Annotated in this window: 13 protein-coding genes and 4 pseudogenes; 9 read left to right on the top strand and 8 right to left on the bottom strand. The window is 65.2% G+C overall.

The annotated features are described in order from the left end of the window. Positions 1-7 precede the first annotated feature (7 nt). A complete protein-coding gene (locus tag PVW48_RS03185) occupies positions 8-298 on the top strand; it encodes an amidohydrolase family protein (RefSeq protein WP_274580247.1) in 291 nt (96 codons plus the stop codon). On the opposite strand, the gene PVW48_RS03180 is transcribed toward PVW48_RS03185, so the two are convergent. The 5 genes from PVW48_RS03180 to PVW48_RS03160 all read right to left on the bottom strand — a co-directional run bounded on the left by PVW48_RS03180 (position 277) and on the right by PVW48_RS03160 (position 5,771). Beyond that, the gene (locus tag PVW48_RS03180; RefSeq protein WP_274580246.1) at positions 277-1,047 is read right to left on the bottom strand and encodes an alpha/beta fold hydrolase; all 771 of its coding nucleotides are present in this window, start codon (positions 1,045-1,047) and stop codon (positions 277-279) included. The genes PVW48_RS03185 and PVW48_RS03180 overlap by 22 nt on opposite strands. Next, entirely contained in the window at positions 1,044-2,585 is a 1,542-nt protein-coding gene (locus PVW48_RS03175; RefSeq protein WP_274580245.1) for an ABC transporter permease, read from the bottom strand. The genes PVW48_RS03180 and PVW48_RS03175 overlap by 4 nt, the downstream gene beginning before the upstream one ends. Further along, positions 2,582-3,637 (bottom strand): quaternary amine ABC transporter ATP-binding protein, encoded by a 1,056-nt coding sequence (locus PVW48_RS03170; RefSeq protein ID WP_274580244.1) that lies wholly within the window; start codon positions 3,635-3,637, stop codon positions 2,582-2,584. The genes PVW48_RS03175 and PVW48_RS03170 overlap by 4 nt, the downstream gene beginning before the upstream one ends. A gap of 73 nt (positions 3,638-3,710) precedes the next feature. Then, positions 3,711-4,676: an ABC transporter substrate-binding protein gene (locus PVW48_RS03165; RefSeq protein WP_012178110.1), complete on the bottom strand. Its 966-nt coding sequence runs from the start codon at positions 4,674-4,676 to the stop codon at positions 3,711-3,713. A 51-nt stretch (positions 4,677-4,727) separates the two neighbouring features. Then, positions 4,728-5,771: a D-cysteine desulfhydrase gene (locus PVW48_RS03160; protein WP_012178111.1), complete on the bottom strand. Its 1,044-nt coding sequence runs from the start codon at positions 5,769-5,771 to the stop codon at positions 4,728-4,730. A 105-nt stretch (positions 5,772-5,876) separates the two neighbouring features. On the opposite strand from PVW48_RS03160, the gene PVW48_RS03155 reads away from it, so the two are divergent. The 7 genes from PVW48_RS03155 to PVW48_RS03125 all read left to right on the top strand — a co-directional run bounded on the left by PVW48_RS03155 (position 5,877) and on the right by PVW48_RS03125 (position 15,265). After that, positions 5,877-6,791 carry a LysR family transcriptional regulator gene (locus PVW48_RS03155; protein ID WP_044028513.1) on the top strand — a complete coding sequence of 305 codons (915 nt, stop codon included), beginning with the start codon at positions 5,877-5,879 and terminating at the stop codon, positions 6,789-6,791. Positions 6,792-6,950: 159 nt separating this feature from the next. Further along, positions 6,951-8,186 (top strand): hypothetical protein, encoded by a 1,236-nt coding sequence (locus tag PVW48_RS03150; protein ID WP_274580243.1) that lies wholly within the window; start codon positions 6,951-6,953, stop codon positions 8,184-8,186. 2 nt (positions 8,187-8,188) lie between these two features. Beyond that, complete coding sequence (locus PVW48_RS03145) at positions 8,189-9,631, top strand: Dyp-type peroxidase (RefSeq protein ID WP_274580242.1); 1,443 nt, start codon at positions 8,189-8,191, stop codon at positions 9,629-9,631. A gap of 143 nt (positions 9,632-9,774) precedes the next feature. Then, a complete protein-coding gene (locus PVW48_RS03140; RefSeq protein WP_274580241.1) occupies positions 9,775-10,743 on the top strand; it encodes a TAXI family TRAP transporter solute-binding subunit in 969 nt (322 codons plus the stop codon). A gap of 82 nt (positions 10,744-10,825) precedes the next feature. Next, entirely contained in the window at positions 10,826-13,480 is a 2,655-nt protein-coding gene (locus PVW48_RS03135) for a TRAP transporter permease (protein WP_274580240.1), read from the top strand. A 12-nt stretch (positions 13,481-13,492) separates the two neighbouring features. Beyond that, a complete protein-coding gene (locus PVW48_RS03130) occupies positions 13,493-13,927 on the top strand; it encodes a universal stress protein (RefSeq protein WP_274580239.1) in 435 nt (144 codons plus the stop codon). A 3-nt stretch (positions 13,928-13,930) separates the two neighbouring features. Then, positions 13,931-15,265 carry an aspartate aminotransferase family protein gene (locus tag PVW48_RS03125; RefSeq protein WP_274580238.1) on the top strand — a complete coding sequence of 445 codons (1,335 nt, stop codon included), beginning with the start codon at positions 13,931-13,933 and terminating at the stop codon, positions 15,263-15,265. A gap of 256 nt (positions 15,266-15,521) precedes the next feature. Here the strand turns inward: PVW48_RS03125 and PVW48_RS20105 are convergent. The 3 pseudogenes from PVW48_RS20105 to PVW48_RS03115 form a co-directional block, all read right to left on the bottom strand. Next, a pseudogene (locus PVW48_RS20105) lies at positions 15,522-15,677 on the bottom strand (IS6 family transposase); the annotation flags it as partial. Between the two features lie 27 nt (positions 15,678-15,704). Further along, positions 15,705-15,833, bottom strand: a pseudogene (locus PVW48_RS03120) (IS3 family transposase); the annotation flags it as partial. Positions 15,834-15,848: 15 nt separating this feature from the next. Further along, a pseudogene (locus PVW48_RS03115) lies at positions 15,849-15,968 on the bottom strand (IS3 family transposase); the annotation flags it as partial. 229 nt (positions 15,969-16,197) lie between these two features. On the opposite strand from PVW48_RS03115, the pseudogene PVW48_RS03110 reads away from it, so the two are divergent. Further along, a pseudogene (locus PVW48_RS03110) lies at positions 16,198-16,622 on the top strand (MerR family transcriptional regulator). Positions 16,623-16,649 lie beyond the last annotated feature (27 nt).

Genomic DNA, 16,649 nt, shown 5'->3' with positions numbered 1-16,649 from the left:
GCGCGAATTGCCAGACACTGTTCCGCAAGGTGCGCAACTGGCCAAGCTGCAACGCTGGTTTACCCCGTTCGAGGCGCTGAAGATGGCGACCTGCGACAATGCCGAGTTGCTGAAGATGTCTGGCGATCTCACACCCTATCCGCTGGGCCCGCTCGGCGTGATCGCGGCGGGGGCTTATGCGGACATGATCCTGGTGGACGGCAATCCTCTGGAGGATCTCGACCTTGTGGCGGACCCTTCGGAGAACTTCGACATGATCATGAAGGATGGCGTGATCTACAAGCTCGCCTTTGACTGAGCTTCTGACGGCGGCCCGCCCGACAAGCCAAGCGGTGCCAGAAACCCCTCCACGAGGGCATTGAAGATCTCGGGGCGTTCCATGTGGACCGCGTGGGCGCAGCCCGGGACCACGGCGAGCTGCGCGCTCGGAATGGTCCGCCAGAGCTGCTCTATCTGGCTCCAGCCATAGGTGCGGTCCCTGTCGCCCCAGAGCACGAGGGTCTCGCACGCGACCCGGGGCAGATGGTCTTCGCCCGACCAGTCGCGCATGGCCGCCAGCCCGGCGAGGATCGCCTCCAGCCCTGCGTTGCGGGCAATGGCGGCGCAGGCGGGATAGTGCGCGGCGTCTTCGCGGTGCAGGAACCAGGTGGCGGAGATCCGGCTCGCCGTGGCGGCCGCCCCTTCGGCACGGGCGCGCGCCATCGAGGTCTCGATCGGCTCGAACCGTCCGGGCAGCACGCCTTGCGCGCCGGTGCCGTAGAGGATCAGCCTTCCCACCCGATCCGGCGCCTGGCGCACCATCTCCTGCACGATCATGCCGCCCATGGAGTGACCCAACAGGTCGAAACGGTCCACGCCGCGGGCGGTGAGCCGTGCCAGCGTCCAGGCGGCGAAATCCGGGATCGCGTCGATCGGCGACAAGTCCGCATTGGCCCCGAAGCCTGGCAGATCGAGCGCGATCACCGCCCGTCCTGCGCCGAGGGGCGCCTGCAACGCCCATTGCGCGGACCCGCCCATGAACCCATGGACGAGAACCAGCGGGGTCACTTGCGCGCGCCCTGCACGATCCGGTCAAGGATCATCGCGCAGAACAGGATCGAGAAGCCTGCGAGAATGCCTTGGCCCACATTGGCGTATTGCAGCGCCTCCAGCACATCCTCGCCCAGACCCTTGGCCCCGATCAGCGAGGCAACGACCACCATCGCCAGCGACAGCATGATCGTCTGGTTGATGCCGGCCCGGATCGACGGGCCCGCCAATGGCAGGTCGACCTTGGTCAGCAGGTACCACTTGTTCGCGCCGAAGCTGATCGCTGCCTCACGGACGCTCTCGGGCACCCCGCGCAGGCCCAGCACGGTCAGGCGTACCACGGGCGTGCCCCCGAAGATCATCGTCACGATCACCGCCGCGGGCTTGCCCACGCCGAAAAACGCGATCACGGGCACCATGAAGACGAAGGCGGGCATGGTCTGCATGAAATCCATGATCGGCTGGATGAAGGCATAGAACCGCGGGCGGCGGGCGGCGAACATGCCCAGCGGGATGCCGATCACGATCGACAGGCACGCCGCCGTGCCCAGGAGCGCCAGCGTGGTCATCGCCGCCTCCCAGAAGCCCAGAAGCCCCATATAGGCGAGAAACGCACTGGAATAGATCGCCGTGCGCAGGCCCGCGGTGAGCCAGGTCAGAAGCACGATCAGGCTGGCGATCACGATCCACGGGGTCTGGACCAGGATCACCTCCAGCGCGTCCAGAAGCGTCCGGATGCCGAAGGTCAGCGCGTCGAAGAAGGCTTCGGTGTTGCGCACGGTCCAGGCGATGAAATCCTCCACCCAGGCGATCCCGGTAAGCCGGATATCCGGGTCGGTCGGGAAGGTGCTGAGGATGTCGAACCGCCCCGGGAAGCTGTAATGGACCATGGCCGTGGCCACGATCAGCCCCATGAAGATGGCGCTCAACACGATATGCTGCGGCGGCATGCCGGAGCGGATGCTGCGGTCGCTCAGCCATTCGGAAAACCGGGCCTCCAGCGCGGTGTTGGCGATGACCGCCTGGGCTATCTTGGCCAGGATCAGGAGGACGAGCCCGGTGAGCGCGATGGTGGGGCCCTCGGCGGCCATGGCCTCGGCCTCGGCGCGGATGCCGCCGATATTGGCCTCCAGCGACTCCACCGTGCGCCGAAAGGCATCCACCCGGTCCGAGCCGCTCTCGATGGCGGCGGCAAGCTGCTGGCGGCGCAGCTCCAGCGTGCCCTCGATCGATGCGATGCGGGCCATCGCGTCGGCCGCGAGATCCCCGAACAGGCCCCGCGCGATCTGTACCAGCGCGAGCGTCTCCAGGATCAGGAAGGCCAGCGCCCAGTTCCACAATCCCCGCGCCCCGAACCAGACCGGCCCGAACAGCCCCGCCATGAGATTGATCGTGGGCACGAATTTTGACGACGCGCCGATCTTGTCGAACATCGCCGCGTAGTAATCCGGGTTGGTGCGCACGAAGGTCGCGATATTGGCGCGCCGGTCGGCGGCATAGGCGAGGGCCGCGGCGCTTTCGGTGTCTTCGAGCGGATTGATGTCGCTGTCTTTCATGAGACTTCCGTTCCCTCGATGACCGTGCGCAACAGGTCCGCACGGGTGATGATACCGACGTCCCGACCCGCGTCCTGCACCAGGATCGGGTTCTCGTCATCGATGGCGAGCGTGATCAGGTTGCTCAGGGTTTCGCCCTCGTCGACCTTGGGGACGGCGGCCGGAAGCGGGCCGTGAGTGGCGAGATAGGCCTCCAGCGGCTGCATCACCGCGTGGGCATGAACCACCTTGAGCCGCGAGATCCCGGCCACGAAATCGGCCACGTAGTCATCGGCCGGGTGCATCACGATGTCCTCGGCGGTGCCCATCTGCACCACCTTGCCGTCGCGCATGATGGCGATCCGGTCGCCGATGCGCACCGCTTCGTCGAGGTCATGGGTGATGAATATCGTGGTTTTCTTGAGGATCTTCGACAATCGGATGAATTCGTCCTGCAACTGCCTTCGGATCAGCGGATCGAGTGCCGAGAAGGGCTCGTCCATCAGCAACACGTCCGGATTCGCCGCCAGCGCCCGGGCCAGCCCCACCCGCTGCTGCATCCCGCCCGACAGTTCATGGGCGAACTTCGCCCCCCAGGCGCCCAGCTCGACGATGTCGAGGATCGCGGCGGCCTGGCGCATGCGCTCGTTCTTGGGGACCTTCCGGATCTCCAGTGGCATCGCCACGTTGTCCAGCACCGAACGGTGCGGCATCAGCGCGAAGTTCTGGAACACCATGCCGATCTGTCGGTTGCGGAAGCGTTGAAGCTCCTGGGTGCCGAGCGCCATGACATCGGTCCCCTCGATCTCGATCCTGCCCGCGGTCGGCTCCAGCAAGCGGTTGAAATGGCGCACCAGCGTGGACTTGCCGCTGCCCGACAGCCCCATGATGCAAAAGATCTCGCCGCGCCGCACCGACAGGCTGACATCGGCCACGCCCACGACCGCGTTGAATTCGGCCAGGATCTCGGCCTTGCTCAGCCCCCGGTCGCGGACCGCCGCAAGGGCTGCCTGGGCGTTGGCGCCGAAAATCTTCCAGACATTCGATATCTCGATGACGGTATCGCCGTGCATGTCGGATCCATCCCTGTCGCGCGTGGAAGGAGGCGGCACCGGGGTCCGGTGCCGCCCATGGGAAGCGAAAGGATCAGAGGCCGAGCCAGCCATCGACGCGGTCGGAGTTGGCGTTCACCCATTCCGCCGCGACCTCTGCCGGATCACGGCCCTGGGCACTGATCTGGTAGGCAAGCTGGCTGACATCCTCGGCATTCAGCTGGAAATTGGCGAAGAACTCCGCAATGGCGGGCGAGCGATCCACGAGGGAGTTCGACCAGGCGATCTGCACGTCCTTCAGGGCGTCCTTGGTCGCGACCATGGACTTCTCGTACCAGTCCGCGTCATCGGAGGGCTGCACCATCACGTATTTCGCCGGGTCGAAGGTCGGCTCGGTCAACATCGTGACATCGAACATGAACCACACCGCGTGGGGCTCGTAGCAATAGAACGCATAGCCCTCGCCCTTGGCAATGGAGTCCTTGATGCGCGCGGTTTTCACGGCCTCCTCGGCGCGGATCGGCTCGATGAAGTCCAGCAGGCCGTAGTCGCGGACCTTGACCTCGTTGACATTGGCCGAGGCCCAACCGGGCGCGCCGATCCACATCTCGCCGCGCCCGTTGCCGTCGCTGTCCATCAGGGCGGCCACGTCCGGCCGACCCAGATCGGCGATGTCGGTAATGTCATGGGCGGCGGCGAAATCCTGGGTCACGCAGAAGCCCTGGTTGCCCTGGTAGGGGTTCGACGACAGGGTGACGGTGCCGGCCTCGTCCACATACTTGTTGGTGAAGCTCTCTTGGTTGGGCAGCCAGACATCCGGGTGGACGTCGATATCGCCGCGGCCCTGGTCCATCGCCTGAAAGATCGTGGCGTTGTTGCCGGGCACGTACTCGACCTCGCCGCCGATGCGCGAGGTGACGACCTCGCCCAGCACATGGGCGATGGCCTGCGCGCCGGTCCAGGACGGCACGCCGATGCTCACCTTCTCCGAGGCCAGCGCCGGCAGGGCCAGCACGCTGACCGCGGTGGCCAGTCCGAAGGATTTCAACGTTGTTTTCATGTGAATTGCTCCTCTGTTGGTGGTGCCGTTTTTCGGCGTTATGTCTTTTGGTCAGTCGGCGAGGGCCGTGATCTGGTCCTCGTAGGCAAACAGGGCCGAGGCCCCGCCGGTGTGCAGGAACAGCACGCTGTCGGATGGCTTGAAAAAGCCGCTGCGCACCATGCCGATCAGGCCCGCCATCCCCTTGGCCGAATAGACCGGGTCGAGCAGAAGGCCCTCCTGCCGCGCGGTGAGGCGGATCGCCTCCAAAGTGGACGGGGCAGGGATGCCGTAGCCTTCACCGACATAGCCGTCATCGACGATGATCTTTTTCAGCGGCACGCCGTCATGGCCCAGTTTTTCCAGCGTGGCCTGGGTCAGGGCATGGACCGCCTGCATCTGCCGCTCCCGCGGTTGGCGCACGCTGACGCCCATGACGGGCAACTCGTGGCCCATGGCATGAAACCCTGCCACAAGCCCCGCATGGGTGCCGGTACTGCCAGTGCTCATCACCAGCCAGTCGAAGCTCTGCCCGGTCGCGCGGCTGTGCTCGGCGATCTCGCGGGCGCAGGCCACGTAGCCCAGCGCGCCGGTGGGGTTCGAGCCCCCGCCGGGAATGAAATAGGGCCGATGCCCCTCGGCCTGCAACCGCTCTGTCACGGTGCGGGCCTCGGCATTCATGTCCAGCCCGGCGGGACGAAACTCGTGCGTGGCGCCGAAGAGGTTGTCCAGCAGCACGTTGCCGGTGCTCTCGTAAGAGGCATCGCGCCCGGGCACACGCCGCTCAAGCAGAACGTGGCATTTCATGCCCAGCTTGCAAGCGGCGGCCGCGGTCTGCCGCACGTGGTTAGATTGCACCGCGCCTTGGGTGACCAGCATGTCGGCTTTTTCCTCCATGGCTTCGCCGACCAGAAATTCGAGCTTGCGCGTCTTGTTGCCGCCCATGGCGAGCCCGGTACAATCGTCGCGCTTCACGAACAGCGACGGGCCGCCCAGCGCCGCACTCAGCCGTGGCATTGCCTCGATCGGGGTCGGCTGGTGGCAGAGCGGTGTCCGCGGAAAGCGGTCCAGGTCGATCTGCGCGTGCTGGCGGTCCAGCGTCTCTGTACTGCTCATGGATGTCTCCCCCTCATGTTCGAGGGAAAGTGTGCGGCAGATCAAAATCTCGGTCCAATGCCATGTTGAAATGACATTATGCAAAATTTGCATTATGTTGCAGCCATGGACATCACGCTCTTTCGCGATCTCGACCGGCTGCGGCAAACCGGAAATTTCTCCCAGGCCGCGGCGCTGGTCAATCTCAGCCAACCGGCCTTCAGCCGCCGGATCAAGTCCCTTGAGAAATGGGTGGGCGCGGTTCTGGTCGATCGCTCGCGTCAGCCGGTGGTGCTGACCGAGGCAGGAACCCAGATGCTGGAGGCGGGGATGCAGGCGCTGGCCCGGATCGAGCAGGAGCGCAGCCAGATCCGGGAGGCACAATCCCTGCCGGACAAATACGTGGTGACCTTCGCCACCCAGCATTCCATCGGCTGGCGCTTCTATCCGGCCTGGTTGCAGGCGCTGGAAGAGGCTTACGGGCCCATCTTGTCGCGCCTGCGGGCGGATGATCTGCCCAACTGCCTGAATGACCTCAAACAGGGCGCCGTGGATTTCGTCATCGCCTACGCCAGCGCCGAAATCCGCCCCCAGGCCGGGCAGCCGGGCGTGCGGATCGGGTCGGATGACCTGATCCCGGTCTGCAAGCCCGACGGGGCGGGCGCGCCGATCTACGATTGCGCCGCCGCCGGGGTGCGGATGCCCTTCCTGCGGTTCGGGGATGCCGCGCCGATCGGGATGCATCTGGAGCCGCTCTTTGCCGCTCACGGCCTGCGCAGCCGGTTTCGCACGGTCTACGAGAATTCCATGGCGGGGGCCTTGCGGATCCGGGCGCGGGCGGGCGACGGGGTGGCCTGGCTGCCCCATAGCCTCGTCGCACCGGACTTGGCCGGTGGTCTGCTGGTGCGTACCGGCCCGCCGGATTGGGACATCCCCCTCGAGATCCTGATCTACCGGAACGCCGAGCGGTCCAACCGCGTGACCCGCGCGCTCTGGTCCTTTCTGGAGGTTCGGCAGGCGGTCAGCCTCGTGCCTGCCTGACCCGGTGGCCCGGCAGGCGCGCGGAAGCAAGACCATTGCCGGATCGCCCGATCCGGCTTACGCTTTCGGTATTTGACGATATCCGTTTTTCCAAACGCGTCGGCAGGCGACCTGACCGCACCCCGGCATACGACACGAAGATTTTGAGGAAAACCATTGATGCACAACAAGTTTACCGTGGTGGCCCGCGTTCGGCCCGGCCATCAGGCCGAGATTGTAGAAATGCTCAGGGGCCGGAACTTCGTCTATCCCGGCGCCGATGCCGACCCGTTCGGCTTCCAGGACATCGCCAGCCTGCACTATGCTTCGGTCTGTCTCTATGACGACCCGGAGGATGGCTGGTCGCTGCTGTGCGAGCATAACGTGGATGGTGGGATCGGGGACTACCTGCGCGTGCTGATCCACACGGCCGAGAGGCGCGACGCGGGCCTCTTCCTGCGCACGCTTTACGGTCATTGCGAGGGGTTCGACGGGACCAGCCTCGATGGGTTGCACAACTACCTGCACAGCCGGGTGCACCGCCCGGTGGCCGGGTTCATCTCGGCCGTCAACATGACCCGGGACCAGATCCGGCTGGATGCCGCGGTCCACGACGTTGCGGATCGCGTCCTCGGCGAGGGCGGCGTGCCGATGTCCGCGGCGCAAGCGCAGGCGGCCGTGCTCGCAGCGCTCGATGCCGATGCCAGCACCCACGGGCGCTGGCACAGCCTTGAAGACCCGGGCGTCGATCTGCCCACGGGCGACAAGCTGAAGATGGGCCTGGCGCTGCTGGGCAATGGCGTGGCGTTTCTCGGACTGGCCCTGTGGAACCTGATCCCTGAACGCGCGGCGCGTACCGATCGCGCGCGCCCGGACCCGGATCTGCGCCGGTCGCTGGAGATCGGCGAGGATTTCGTGCCCACCAACCACATGCTCAGCGTCGTGCATGTCCATACCGATGCCGGACGGTTCCTGGCCAAGCACGCGGCCTTCGGCATGCTGCGGGCCCTCGTGGCGCTGGTGTTCAACAAGAGCTTCCTGGGGGAAATCAACACGATCCATTTCGCACACTGGGCCTTCGCCAACAACAACCGGCGCCTGATCTTCGTCAGCAATTATGACGGCTCCTGGCGCAGCTATCTCGATGACTTCACGCTCAAGGCGTCGAACGGGCTGAACCTCGCCTGGGCCCATTCCCGGTGGTTTCCGAAGACCTGGGCGATGATCTGGGGTGGCGCGTCCAAGGGGCCGCAATTCATCAACTTCGCGCGCCGATCCATGTATCCCACGCTGATGTGGTACAACGCCTATCCCGAGCTGAGCGTCACCAATATCGCCCGCAATCGCGCCCTGCGCGCAGCCCTGAAAGAGGCCCGCAAGGGCAGCGCCGACACATCCTGGCTGGAGCTCGTCTGACCATGACCTATCCCGATCTCAGCAACAGCCCGAACATCCAGGGCATCTTCTTTCGTGGCTACGTCAAGCTCGACCATACCGCCTACGGCATGTTCCGTGTCACGGATCGTCTGGCCTTCCAGGACTGGCTGTCAAAGCTGCTGAAGGCGGACGGCATCACTTCCGCCGCCGAGCGACAGCCCGACGCGGGCGTTGTCAACCGCATGAACATCGCTTTCACTGCCGCCGGGCTCAAGGCCCTGTTGCAGGACGGGTTCATGGGCGAGAGCTACGACCATTCCTTCACCGGCGGCATGGTCGCGCCGGAACGCAGCCGGATCCTCGGCGATGTGGAGGTGAATGCGCCGCAGACCTGGGACTGGGGCTGCCATGACGATATCCACGGGGTGCTGATGTCCTTCGCGCCCTCGCGGGAGGTGGCCGAAACCCGTCTGCGCGATTGCCTGAGTGCCAATAACGGGGCCGAGTGCACCCATGTCACCTTCGGGCGGCTGGAGCATACCCAGCACGAGCCCTTCGGGTTCAAGGACGGGATCTCGCAGCCCGTGCTTGACGGCACCCCGCGCGCGAAAAAGCTCAGGACCGAGCGCCCGGACGAGGCGCGGGTGTCCATCGTCCCGCCGGGCGAATTGATCCTCGGCTATGCGGACTCGACCGGCGCACTGCCCGAAACCCCTGCCACGAGCGCCGGGCTCGACCCGCTTGGGATCCTGCCGCCCCATCCCGAATGGTCCGAGCGGCGGGATTTCGGCAAGGACGGCTCCTACCTTGTGCTCCGGACCCTGAAACAGGACACTGACGCGTTCTGGAACTACTGCAACGACGCCGCCACGGGGGAGGGGGAGGACACCCCGATCGCGCTGGCCGAGAAGATGGTCGGACGCCGGATCAACGGCGATGCCATGGCCCCCAACGCCACACCCGAGGACAATAACAGCTTCGATTTCACCGATGACAGGGACGGCAAACATTGCCCCATCGGCTCCCATGTGCGGCGGTCCAACAACCGCGCCGTGAATATCCAGAGCGCGGATGTCTCCCTCGACGTCACCATGCGTCACCGCATCCTGCGCCGCGCGCGGATCTACGAAGATGCGGGCGAGACGGGTTTGCAGTTCATCTGCTTCAACGCCTCCATCGTGCGGCAATTCGAATTCATGCAGTCGGCCTGGTGCAACAATGCCTTCTTCCAGGGCCTTCAGAAGGAGGTCGACCCGATCATCGGTACCCACCGGCAGGCCGCTTTCGGGCTCGACGCGATCGACCGCTACACGATCCCGCGCAGCCCATATCGCCGGGTGCTGAAGAAGCTGCCGCAATTCGTGACCGTGAAGGGCGGGGCGTATTTCTTCATGCCGAGCCTCGCGGCGCTGCGGTTCGTGGCGCAATCGTGCCGGGCCGAACAGGCACTCAAGACCCCGCTCAACACGCCCGGGACCGCCTGAGGCGCGCGAGCCTGTCCGGGTCCGCGTGGCCGGGCAGGGCAGGGCGACTGGGCAATTCTACCGAAGAATGGGCGCTTGACGCCCCTCGACGAATGCGGGCACGCTTGCTCGGTACCGAACGTATGTTCCAACGGGAGAAAAACATGAGAACCTATCTCACTGGGGCCCTTGTGGCCGCGGCGACCGCGCTCGGCGGTGGCTCTGTCGCAGCTCAGGACACTTTCATCGCGATTGGCACCGGCGGCGTGACCGGCGTGTACTACCCCACCGGTGGCGCGATTTGCCGCCTGGTGAACCGCAACCGCTCCGAGCACGGCATCCGCTGCGGTGTCGAATCCACCGGCGGGTCGGTGTTCAACATCAACGCGATCCGGGGCGGCGAGCTGGAATTCGGCGTGGCCCAGTCCGACTGGCAGTTCCACGCCTTCAACGGCACCTCCCGCTTCGAGGAGCAGGGGCCGTTCGAGGACCTGCGCGCGATCTTCTCGGTTCACCCCGAGCCCTTCACAGTGGTGGCGCGGGCAGACGCGGGCATCGAGAGCTTCGAGGATCTCAAGGGCAAGCGCGTCAATGTCGGCAACCCCGGCTCGGGTCAGCGCGGCACCATGGAAGTGCTGATGGAGGCCATGGGCTGGACCATGGACGACTTCGCCGTCGCCTCCGAGCTTCAGGCGGCCGAGCAGTCCCAGGCGCTTTGTGACAACAACATCGACGCGATGATCTACACCGTGGGCCACCCCTCCGGGTCCATCCAGGAGGCGACCACCGCCTGCGACAGCGTGCTCGTGACCGTGGCCAACGACGCGGTCGACCAGCTCGTGGCCGATAACAGCTTTTATCGCACCGCCACCATCCCCGGCGGGATGTATCGCGGCACCGACGAGGACACCATGACCTTCGGCGTCGGCGCGACCTTCGTCAGCTCCATGGCCGTGCCGGAAGAGGTGGTCTACGAGGTGGTCAAGGCCGTGTTCGACAATATCGACCAGTTCAAGGGCCTGCACCCGGCCTTCGCCAATCTCGACGCCAAGGAGATGGCCAATGACGGTCTGTCCGCGCCGCTGCATCCGGGCGCGGAGCGGTATTTCCGCGAAGCCGGCCTGATCGAGTAAGGTCCGCGCGCATGACTTTCGCCCGGGGCGTGCATCTGCGCCCCGGGCCCTTTTCAGTATTCAGATTTTTCGGGGGCGCCCCATGACCGATCCCAACCAGCAGCCCGACGGCAAGGGTGGCGAAGGCCGCCAGTTCACCGACGAAGAACTCCAGGATCTGGTCGCCTCCACCGATAGCGGGGCGCGCAACCCGTCCAGCCGCAGTGTGGCCTTGCTGATTGCCGGTCTCGCCCTGGCGTGGTCGCTCTTCCAGCTCTGGATCGCCCAGCCCCAGCTTTGGTTCGCCGAATACGTGTCGGTTCTCAACTCGTCCCAGACACGTCCCCTGCACCTGACCTTCGCCATCGTGTTGGCGTTTCTGGCCTATCCCGCCTTCAAGAATTCGCCGCGCGACCGCATTCCGCTCTTCGACTGGATGCTGGTGGCCGTGGGCGGGTTTTGTTCCTTCTACATCTTCTGGTTCGCCGACACGCTCGCATTGACCGCGCGCTCCGGCCTGCCGACGCAGACCCAGATCATCATTGGTGCGATTGGACTGCTGTGCCTGCTGGAGGCGTCGCGCCGGGCGCTGGGGCCTGCCCTGACCATCGTCGGATCGCTCTTTCTGCTTTATGCTTATATGGGGCAGGGCTGGCTGATCCCGAACCTGATCGAGCATGAGGGCCTGTCCTTCACCGCCCTGATCAACGCGCAATGGCTCGACACGGCGGGGGTGTTCGGTATCCCGCTGGGGGTGTCGACCGCCTTCGTGTTCCTCTTCGTGCTGTTCGGCTCGCTCTTGGACAAGGCCGGCGCGGGCAACTACTTCATTAAGCTCGCCTTCGCGGGGCTCGGCCATCTGCGCGGTGGGCCGGCCAAGGCGGCGGTGGTCGGCTCGGCCATGACGGGCCTGATCTCGGGGTCGTCGATCGCCAACGTGGTGACCACCGGCACCTTCACCATCCCGCTGATGAAGCGCGTGGGCTTTACCGCCGAACAGGCCGGCTCGGTCGAGGTGGCGTCCTCGGTCAACGGCCAGATCATGCCCCCGGTGATGGGCGCGGCCGCCTTCCTGATGGTGGAGTTCATCGGGATTTCCTACGTGGAGGTGATCAAGCACGCCTTCATCCCCGCTGTGATCTCCTACATCGCTCTGATCTATATCGTGCACCTCGAAGCGCTGAAAAAGGACATGCCGGCGCTTGGCGAGGCCAAGAGCTTCGTCGGGATGATCGTCAAGTTCTTCATCGGGTTCGCCATCGCGGGCGCCGGGTTCACTGTTCTCATTTACGCCGTCGGCGCGCTGAAGGCCGCGGCCCCCGCGCTGACCGGGCCGGTGATGATGGTCGCCCTTCTGGCGGTTTACGTCTGGCTGGTGGCCATCGCGTCGCGCCGCCCGGACCTGGAGGTCGACGATCCCAACGCCAAGGAAATCGTGCTGCCGCAGGTCAAGGACGTCTATGCCACGGGGCTGCACTACATCCTGCCCATCGTGGTGCTGGTGTGGTTCCTGATGGTCGAACGGCAAAGCCCGGCGAAATCGGCCTTCTATGCCACGTCGCTGATGATCTTCATCATCCTGACCCAGCGCCCGCTCAAGGCGTTCTTCCGCGGGCTTGCGGCGGACGCGGTGGAAGAGTTCAAGGGCGGCTTCAACGACCTGGTCGAGGGGCTGATCGCGGGGGCGCGCAACATGATCGGCATCGGTGTGGCCACGGCCGCCGCCGGCATCATCGTGGCCACGGTCACCAAGACGCCCATCGGCACCGAATTGGCCGGGCTGGTCGAACAGTTGTCCTTCGGCATCCTGTTCCTGATGCTCGTGCTGGTGGGGCTGTTCTCGCTCATCCTCGGGATGGGGTTGCCGACGACCGCCAACTACATCGTTGTCTCGTCGCTCATGGCGTCGGTGGTGGTCTCGCTCGGCGCGCAGGAGGGGCTGATCGTGCCGCTGATCGCGGCGCATCTCTTCGTGTTCTATTTCGGGATCATGGCGGATGTGACGCCGCCGGTGGGCCTGGCGAGCTTTGCCGCCGCCGCGGTGTCCGGGGGCGACCCGATCAAGACCGGCTTCACCGCGTTTTTCTATTCCCTGCGCACGGTGGCGCTGCCCTTCCTGTTCATCTTCAACCCGACACTGATCCTTTATGGCGTGGATCTCGGGACATGGCCGGGCATATTCCAGGCCATCGGGGTGTTCATCGTGGCGACTTTTGCCATGCTGCTCTTTGCCGCCGCCACCCAGGGGTATTTCTTCGCCAAGTCGCGCCTGCATGAAAGCTTTGCGCTTCTTCTGGTCGCCTTCACGCTCTTTGTGCCGAATGTCTGGCTCAACATGGTGCAGCCGCCGTTCCGCGAAGCCCCGGCCACGGAATTCGAGCAGGTGGTCGAAGCGGCTGAGACCGGCCAGGCTTTGCGCCTGCTGATCCGCGGCCCGGACTTCAACACCGGCGAGGCGGCGGAAACCACGATCCTGATGGAGATCGGCGAGGGCGATCTTGCGCAGCGGATCGACGCCTCGGGCCTGCTGCTGCTGCCGGAGGGCGACCAGGTGCGCCTCGACGAGCCCATGTTCGGCACCAAGGTCGCCGAGATCCTCGCGGATTTCGACTTCTACGCGGATGAGCCGGTGCAGATCGCCTCGATCCAGGTGCCGCAGACCCAACTGCCCGAGCAGGTCTTCTACATCCCGGCGCTGCTCTTGCTGGGCGGGGTGATCGCGTTGCAGCGGCGCCGCCAGACCAAGCCCGCTTTCTGAGAGGAACCTCCCATGTTCAAGACCCTGCTTTTGCCCGTGGACCTGTCCAGCCCGCAAAGCTGGGAGAAAGCGCTGCCGGCCGCCTTGCGCCTGCGCGACAGCGAGGACAGCGCCCTGCATATCGTCACCGTGGTGCCCGATTTCGGCTTGTCCGTGGTCGGCTCCTTCTTCGAGGAGGGGTTCGAGAAAAAGGCCCTCCAGGAGGTGTCGGACAAGCTGCGCAGATGGGTGGCGGAGAACGTGCCGGACACGGTGGAGGTGCATCCCCATGTCCTGCACGGCCGGGTCTATGACGAGATCATCCGCGCGGCGGACCGGCTCGATGTGGACGCGATCGTGCTCGGCTCCCACCGTCCAGACCTGGCGGATTACCTGCTTGGACCGAACGCGGCGCGTGTCGTGCGCCACGCCAGGCAATCGGTGTTCGTGGTGCGTGGAGAGGCCTGATCCATGGCCGGTCATGTCTTCGGACGCAGTGCGGCGCAGATGCCCACGGCCGTGGCCGGAGCGGGCTGCTACATCATTGACGCCGACGGCAAGCGCTATCTCGACGGCTCGGGCGGCGCGGCTGTGTCCTGTCTGGGCCACGACCACCCGGCGGTGCGCGCAGCACTTCATGCCCAGATCGACAAGATTGCCTTCGCCCATACCGGATTCTTCACCTCCGAGCCTGCCGAGGTGCTCTGCGATGCGCTGATCGCGGCGGCGCCGAAGGGGATCGAGAAGGTCTATCTGCTCTCGGGCGGGTCTGAATCCGTGGAGGCCGCGCTCAAGCTCGCGCGGCAGTTCTTCCTGGAGACCGGAGAGCCCCGGCGCCACCGCGTTATCGCCCGGCGCCAAAGCTACCATGGCAACACGCTCGGCGCACTGGCCGCAGGTGGCAACGCGTGGCGCCGCGAGAAATACGCGCCCCTGCTGGTGGAAACTTCCCATATAGATCCCTGCTATGCCTACCGGCATCAGGCCGTGGGTGAGAGCGATGCCGCCTACGGGCGGCGCGCGGCGGACGCGTTGCGCACCGAGATCGAGCGCCTCGGCCCCGAGACCGTCATGGCCTTCATCGCCGAGCCCGTGGTGGGGGCCACCGCCGGGGCCGTGCCGCCCGCGCCGGGGTATTTCGAGCGCATCCGCGAGATTTGCGATGAATACGGCGTGCTGCTGATCCTCGACGAGGTGATGTGCGGCATGGGCCGGACCGGCACGCTCTTTGCCTGTGAACAGGACGGGATCAGCCCGGACATCGTGACCATCGCCAAGGGGCTTGGCGCAGGTTATGCGCCCATAGGCGCCATGCTGGCCTCTGGCCGGATCTACGACGCCATCGCCCAAGGCAGCGGCAGTTTCCAGCACGGCCACACCTATCACGGGCACCCGCTCGCCGCCGCGGCGGCCGGGGCCGTGGTCGAAACCCTGCGCGCGCCGGGCACCATGGCGCAGGTCCGTGCCAAGGGCGCGACGCTGCAGTCGCGGCTGGAGGCGGCGCTGGGCCAGCATTCCCATGTGGGCGATATCCGGGGCAGGGGCCTCTTTCGCGGCATCGAACTGGTCGAGGACCGCGACAGCAAGCGGCCGCTCGATCCCGCGCGCAAGGTGTCGGCCCGGATCAAGGCCGCCGCCATGGCGCGCGGCCTGATCTGCTACCCGGGCAGCGGTACGATCGACGGCAAACACGGCGACCACATCCTGCTGGCCCCGCCTTTCATCATCGAAGACAAGCAGATCGACGCGCTGGTCCACATGCTCGCCGGGGCCATCGACGACGCAATGGCCGTCACGGAGGCCTGAACGCCGCGCGGGCGCAGTCCGCAGGTCTGAAATCGTTGGGGAAAAGTGGCGGAGAGACAGGCCTGATATACAATCTTCTCTGCTCCAGAACCGTCGGTTTATAAAGGGTTTTAGAAAATTGAGCTGCCGGCTGCAGCAAGCGAGACTGAGAACCAACTCCTCGAACCTACAAGTAAGCCATGCATTCAACAAAAGCCGACTGCGGGCGCTGCATCAGGATCTCGTATGCGGACTGTGGCTTGAACCGCAGCCACTAGAACCGTGCTGTCTCGCAACCAGTCTTAACGCTGCGTTCGCGCAGCAAGTCCTCGACGTTACGCAGGGACAGCGGGAACCGGACATACATCATGACCGGCAGGCGGGTAATCTTGGGGCCGATCTTGAACCACTTGAACAGGCTGGGTTTGGTCAATACAGAACGTGACCTGCCACGGAACTCTCATCCAGCCGCGACCGGAGCCCGGTTGGTGTTTACGCCGATCGGCGCATGTTGAAAGATCGACCGACGCGCGGAGATTTCATCTCGCGCAGTGGGGCGGGCGATTGCGGCGGTCAGGGTCCGGGCGTAGCCGTAGCGACCTTATTGGGATGCAAGCGCGGTGATGTCCGCGGTCAGAGCGTCTTGCTGGGGACGCCCGCGTGGAACCTGCCGCTGCGTCGATCGATGCTGGCCGAGGACACGGCAGGCAAGCCGCTCCGACACAGTGCGTCTCGCGGCGCAGGGGCGGCACGTGGGTGACCCCGCATCCTCGGGATGTCTCGTCATGTGTCTAAAAAGCCTCGGATGTCCGTCTTTTGGAGCAGGCCTACAAGCTATAATGGGAAGAGATTCAAGCGGATTTCGCACAGGGTCGGCGGTGCTGACATTGTTTGAGGGCCTTGTGCGAACGGGGTGAAAACCTACATCTGTTGTATTCAGCCAGAGTTCTCACATCCCAGCCACCGGCACACTCGCCACGCGCACCGGCACCAAGGTACAGACGTTCCGCTATTACAAGCAGATCGGGCTGATGCCCTAACTTAGGCGGACCCAAGGTGGACAGTGGCGCTATGGCGAGGCGGATATCAACCGGCTCGCCTCATCCGTTGTGCGCGCAAACTTGGCTTCACGCTCGACGCGATCCGCGAGCTTATGGCGCTGTCGGAAACGCCGAACCGCCCCTGTGCCGAGGTGGACCAAATTGCACATCGCCAACTCCAGGAGGTGGAGGCCCGGATCGCCTGGCTCGAGGTGCCGCGCGCGGAACTCAAGCGCATGCTGCAGGAATGCGGGCGCGACACGGTTGCGGCATGCTGCGTGCTGGAGCTGTTGTGCGACCATTGCGCCTGCCGTGCGCGCAGGGATGCGCGGGACTGACCGATGTTCCGCTCTTGCGGGCCCCTC

It is taken from the genome of Dinoroseobacter sp. PD6 (genome assembly GCF_028807315.1).
Lineage (GTDB): Bacteria > Pseudomonadota > Alphaproteobacteria > Rhodobacterales > Rhodobacteraceae > Dinoroseobacter > Dinoroseobacter shibae.
The sequence above is the reverse complement of the archived record's forward strand: the minus strand, read 5'-3'. Positions and strand labels throughout refer to the sequence as shown.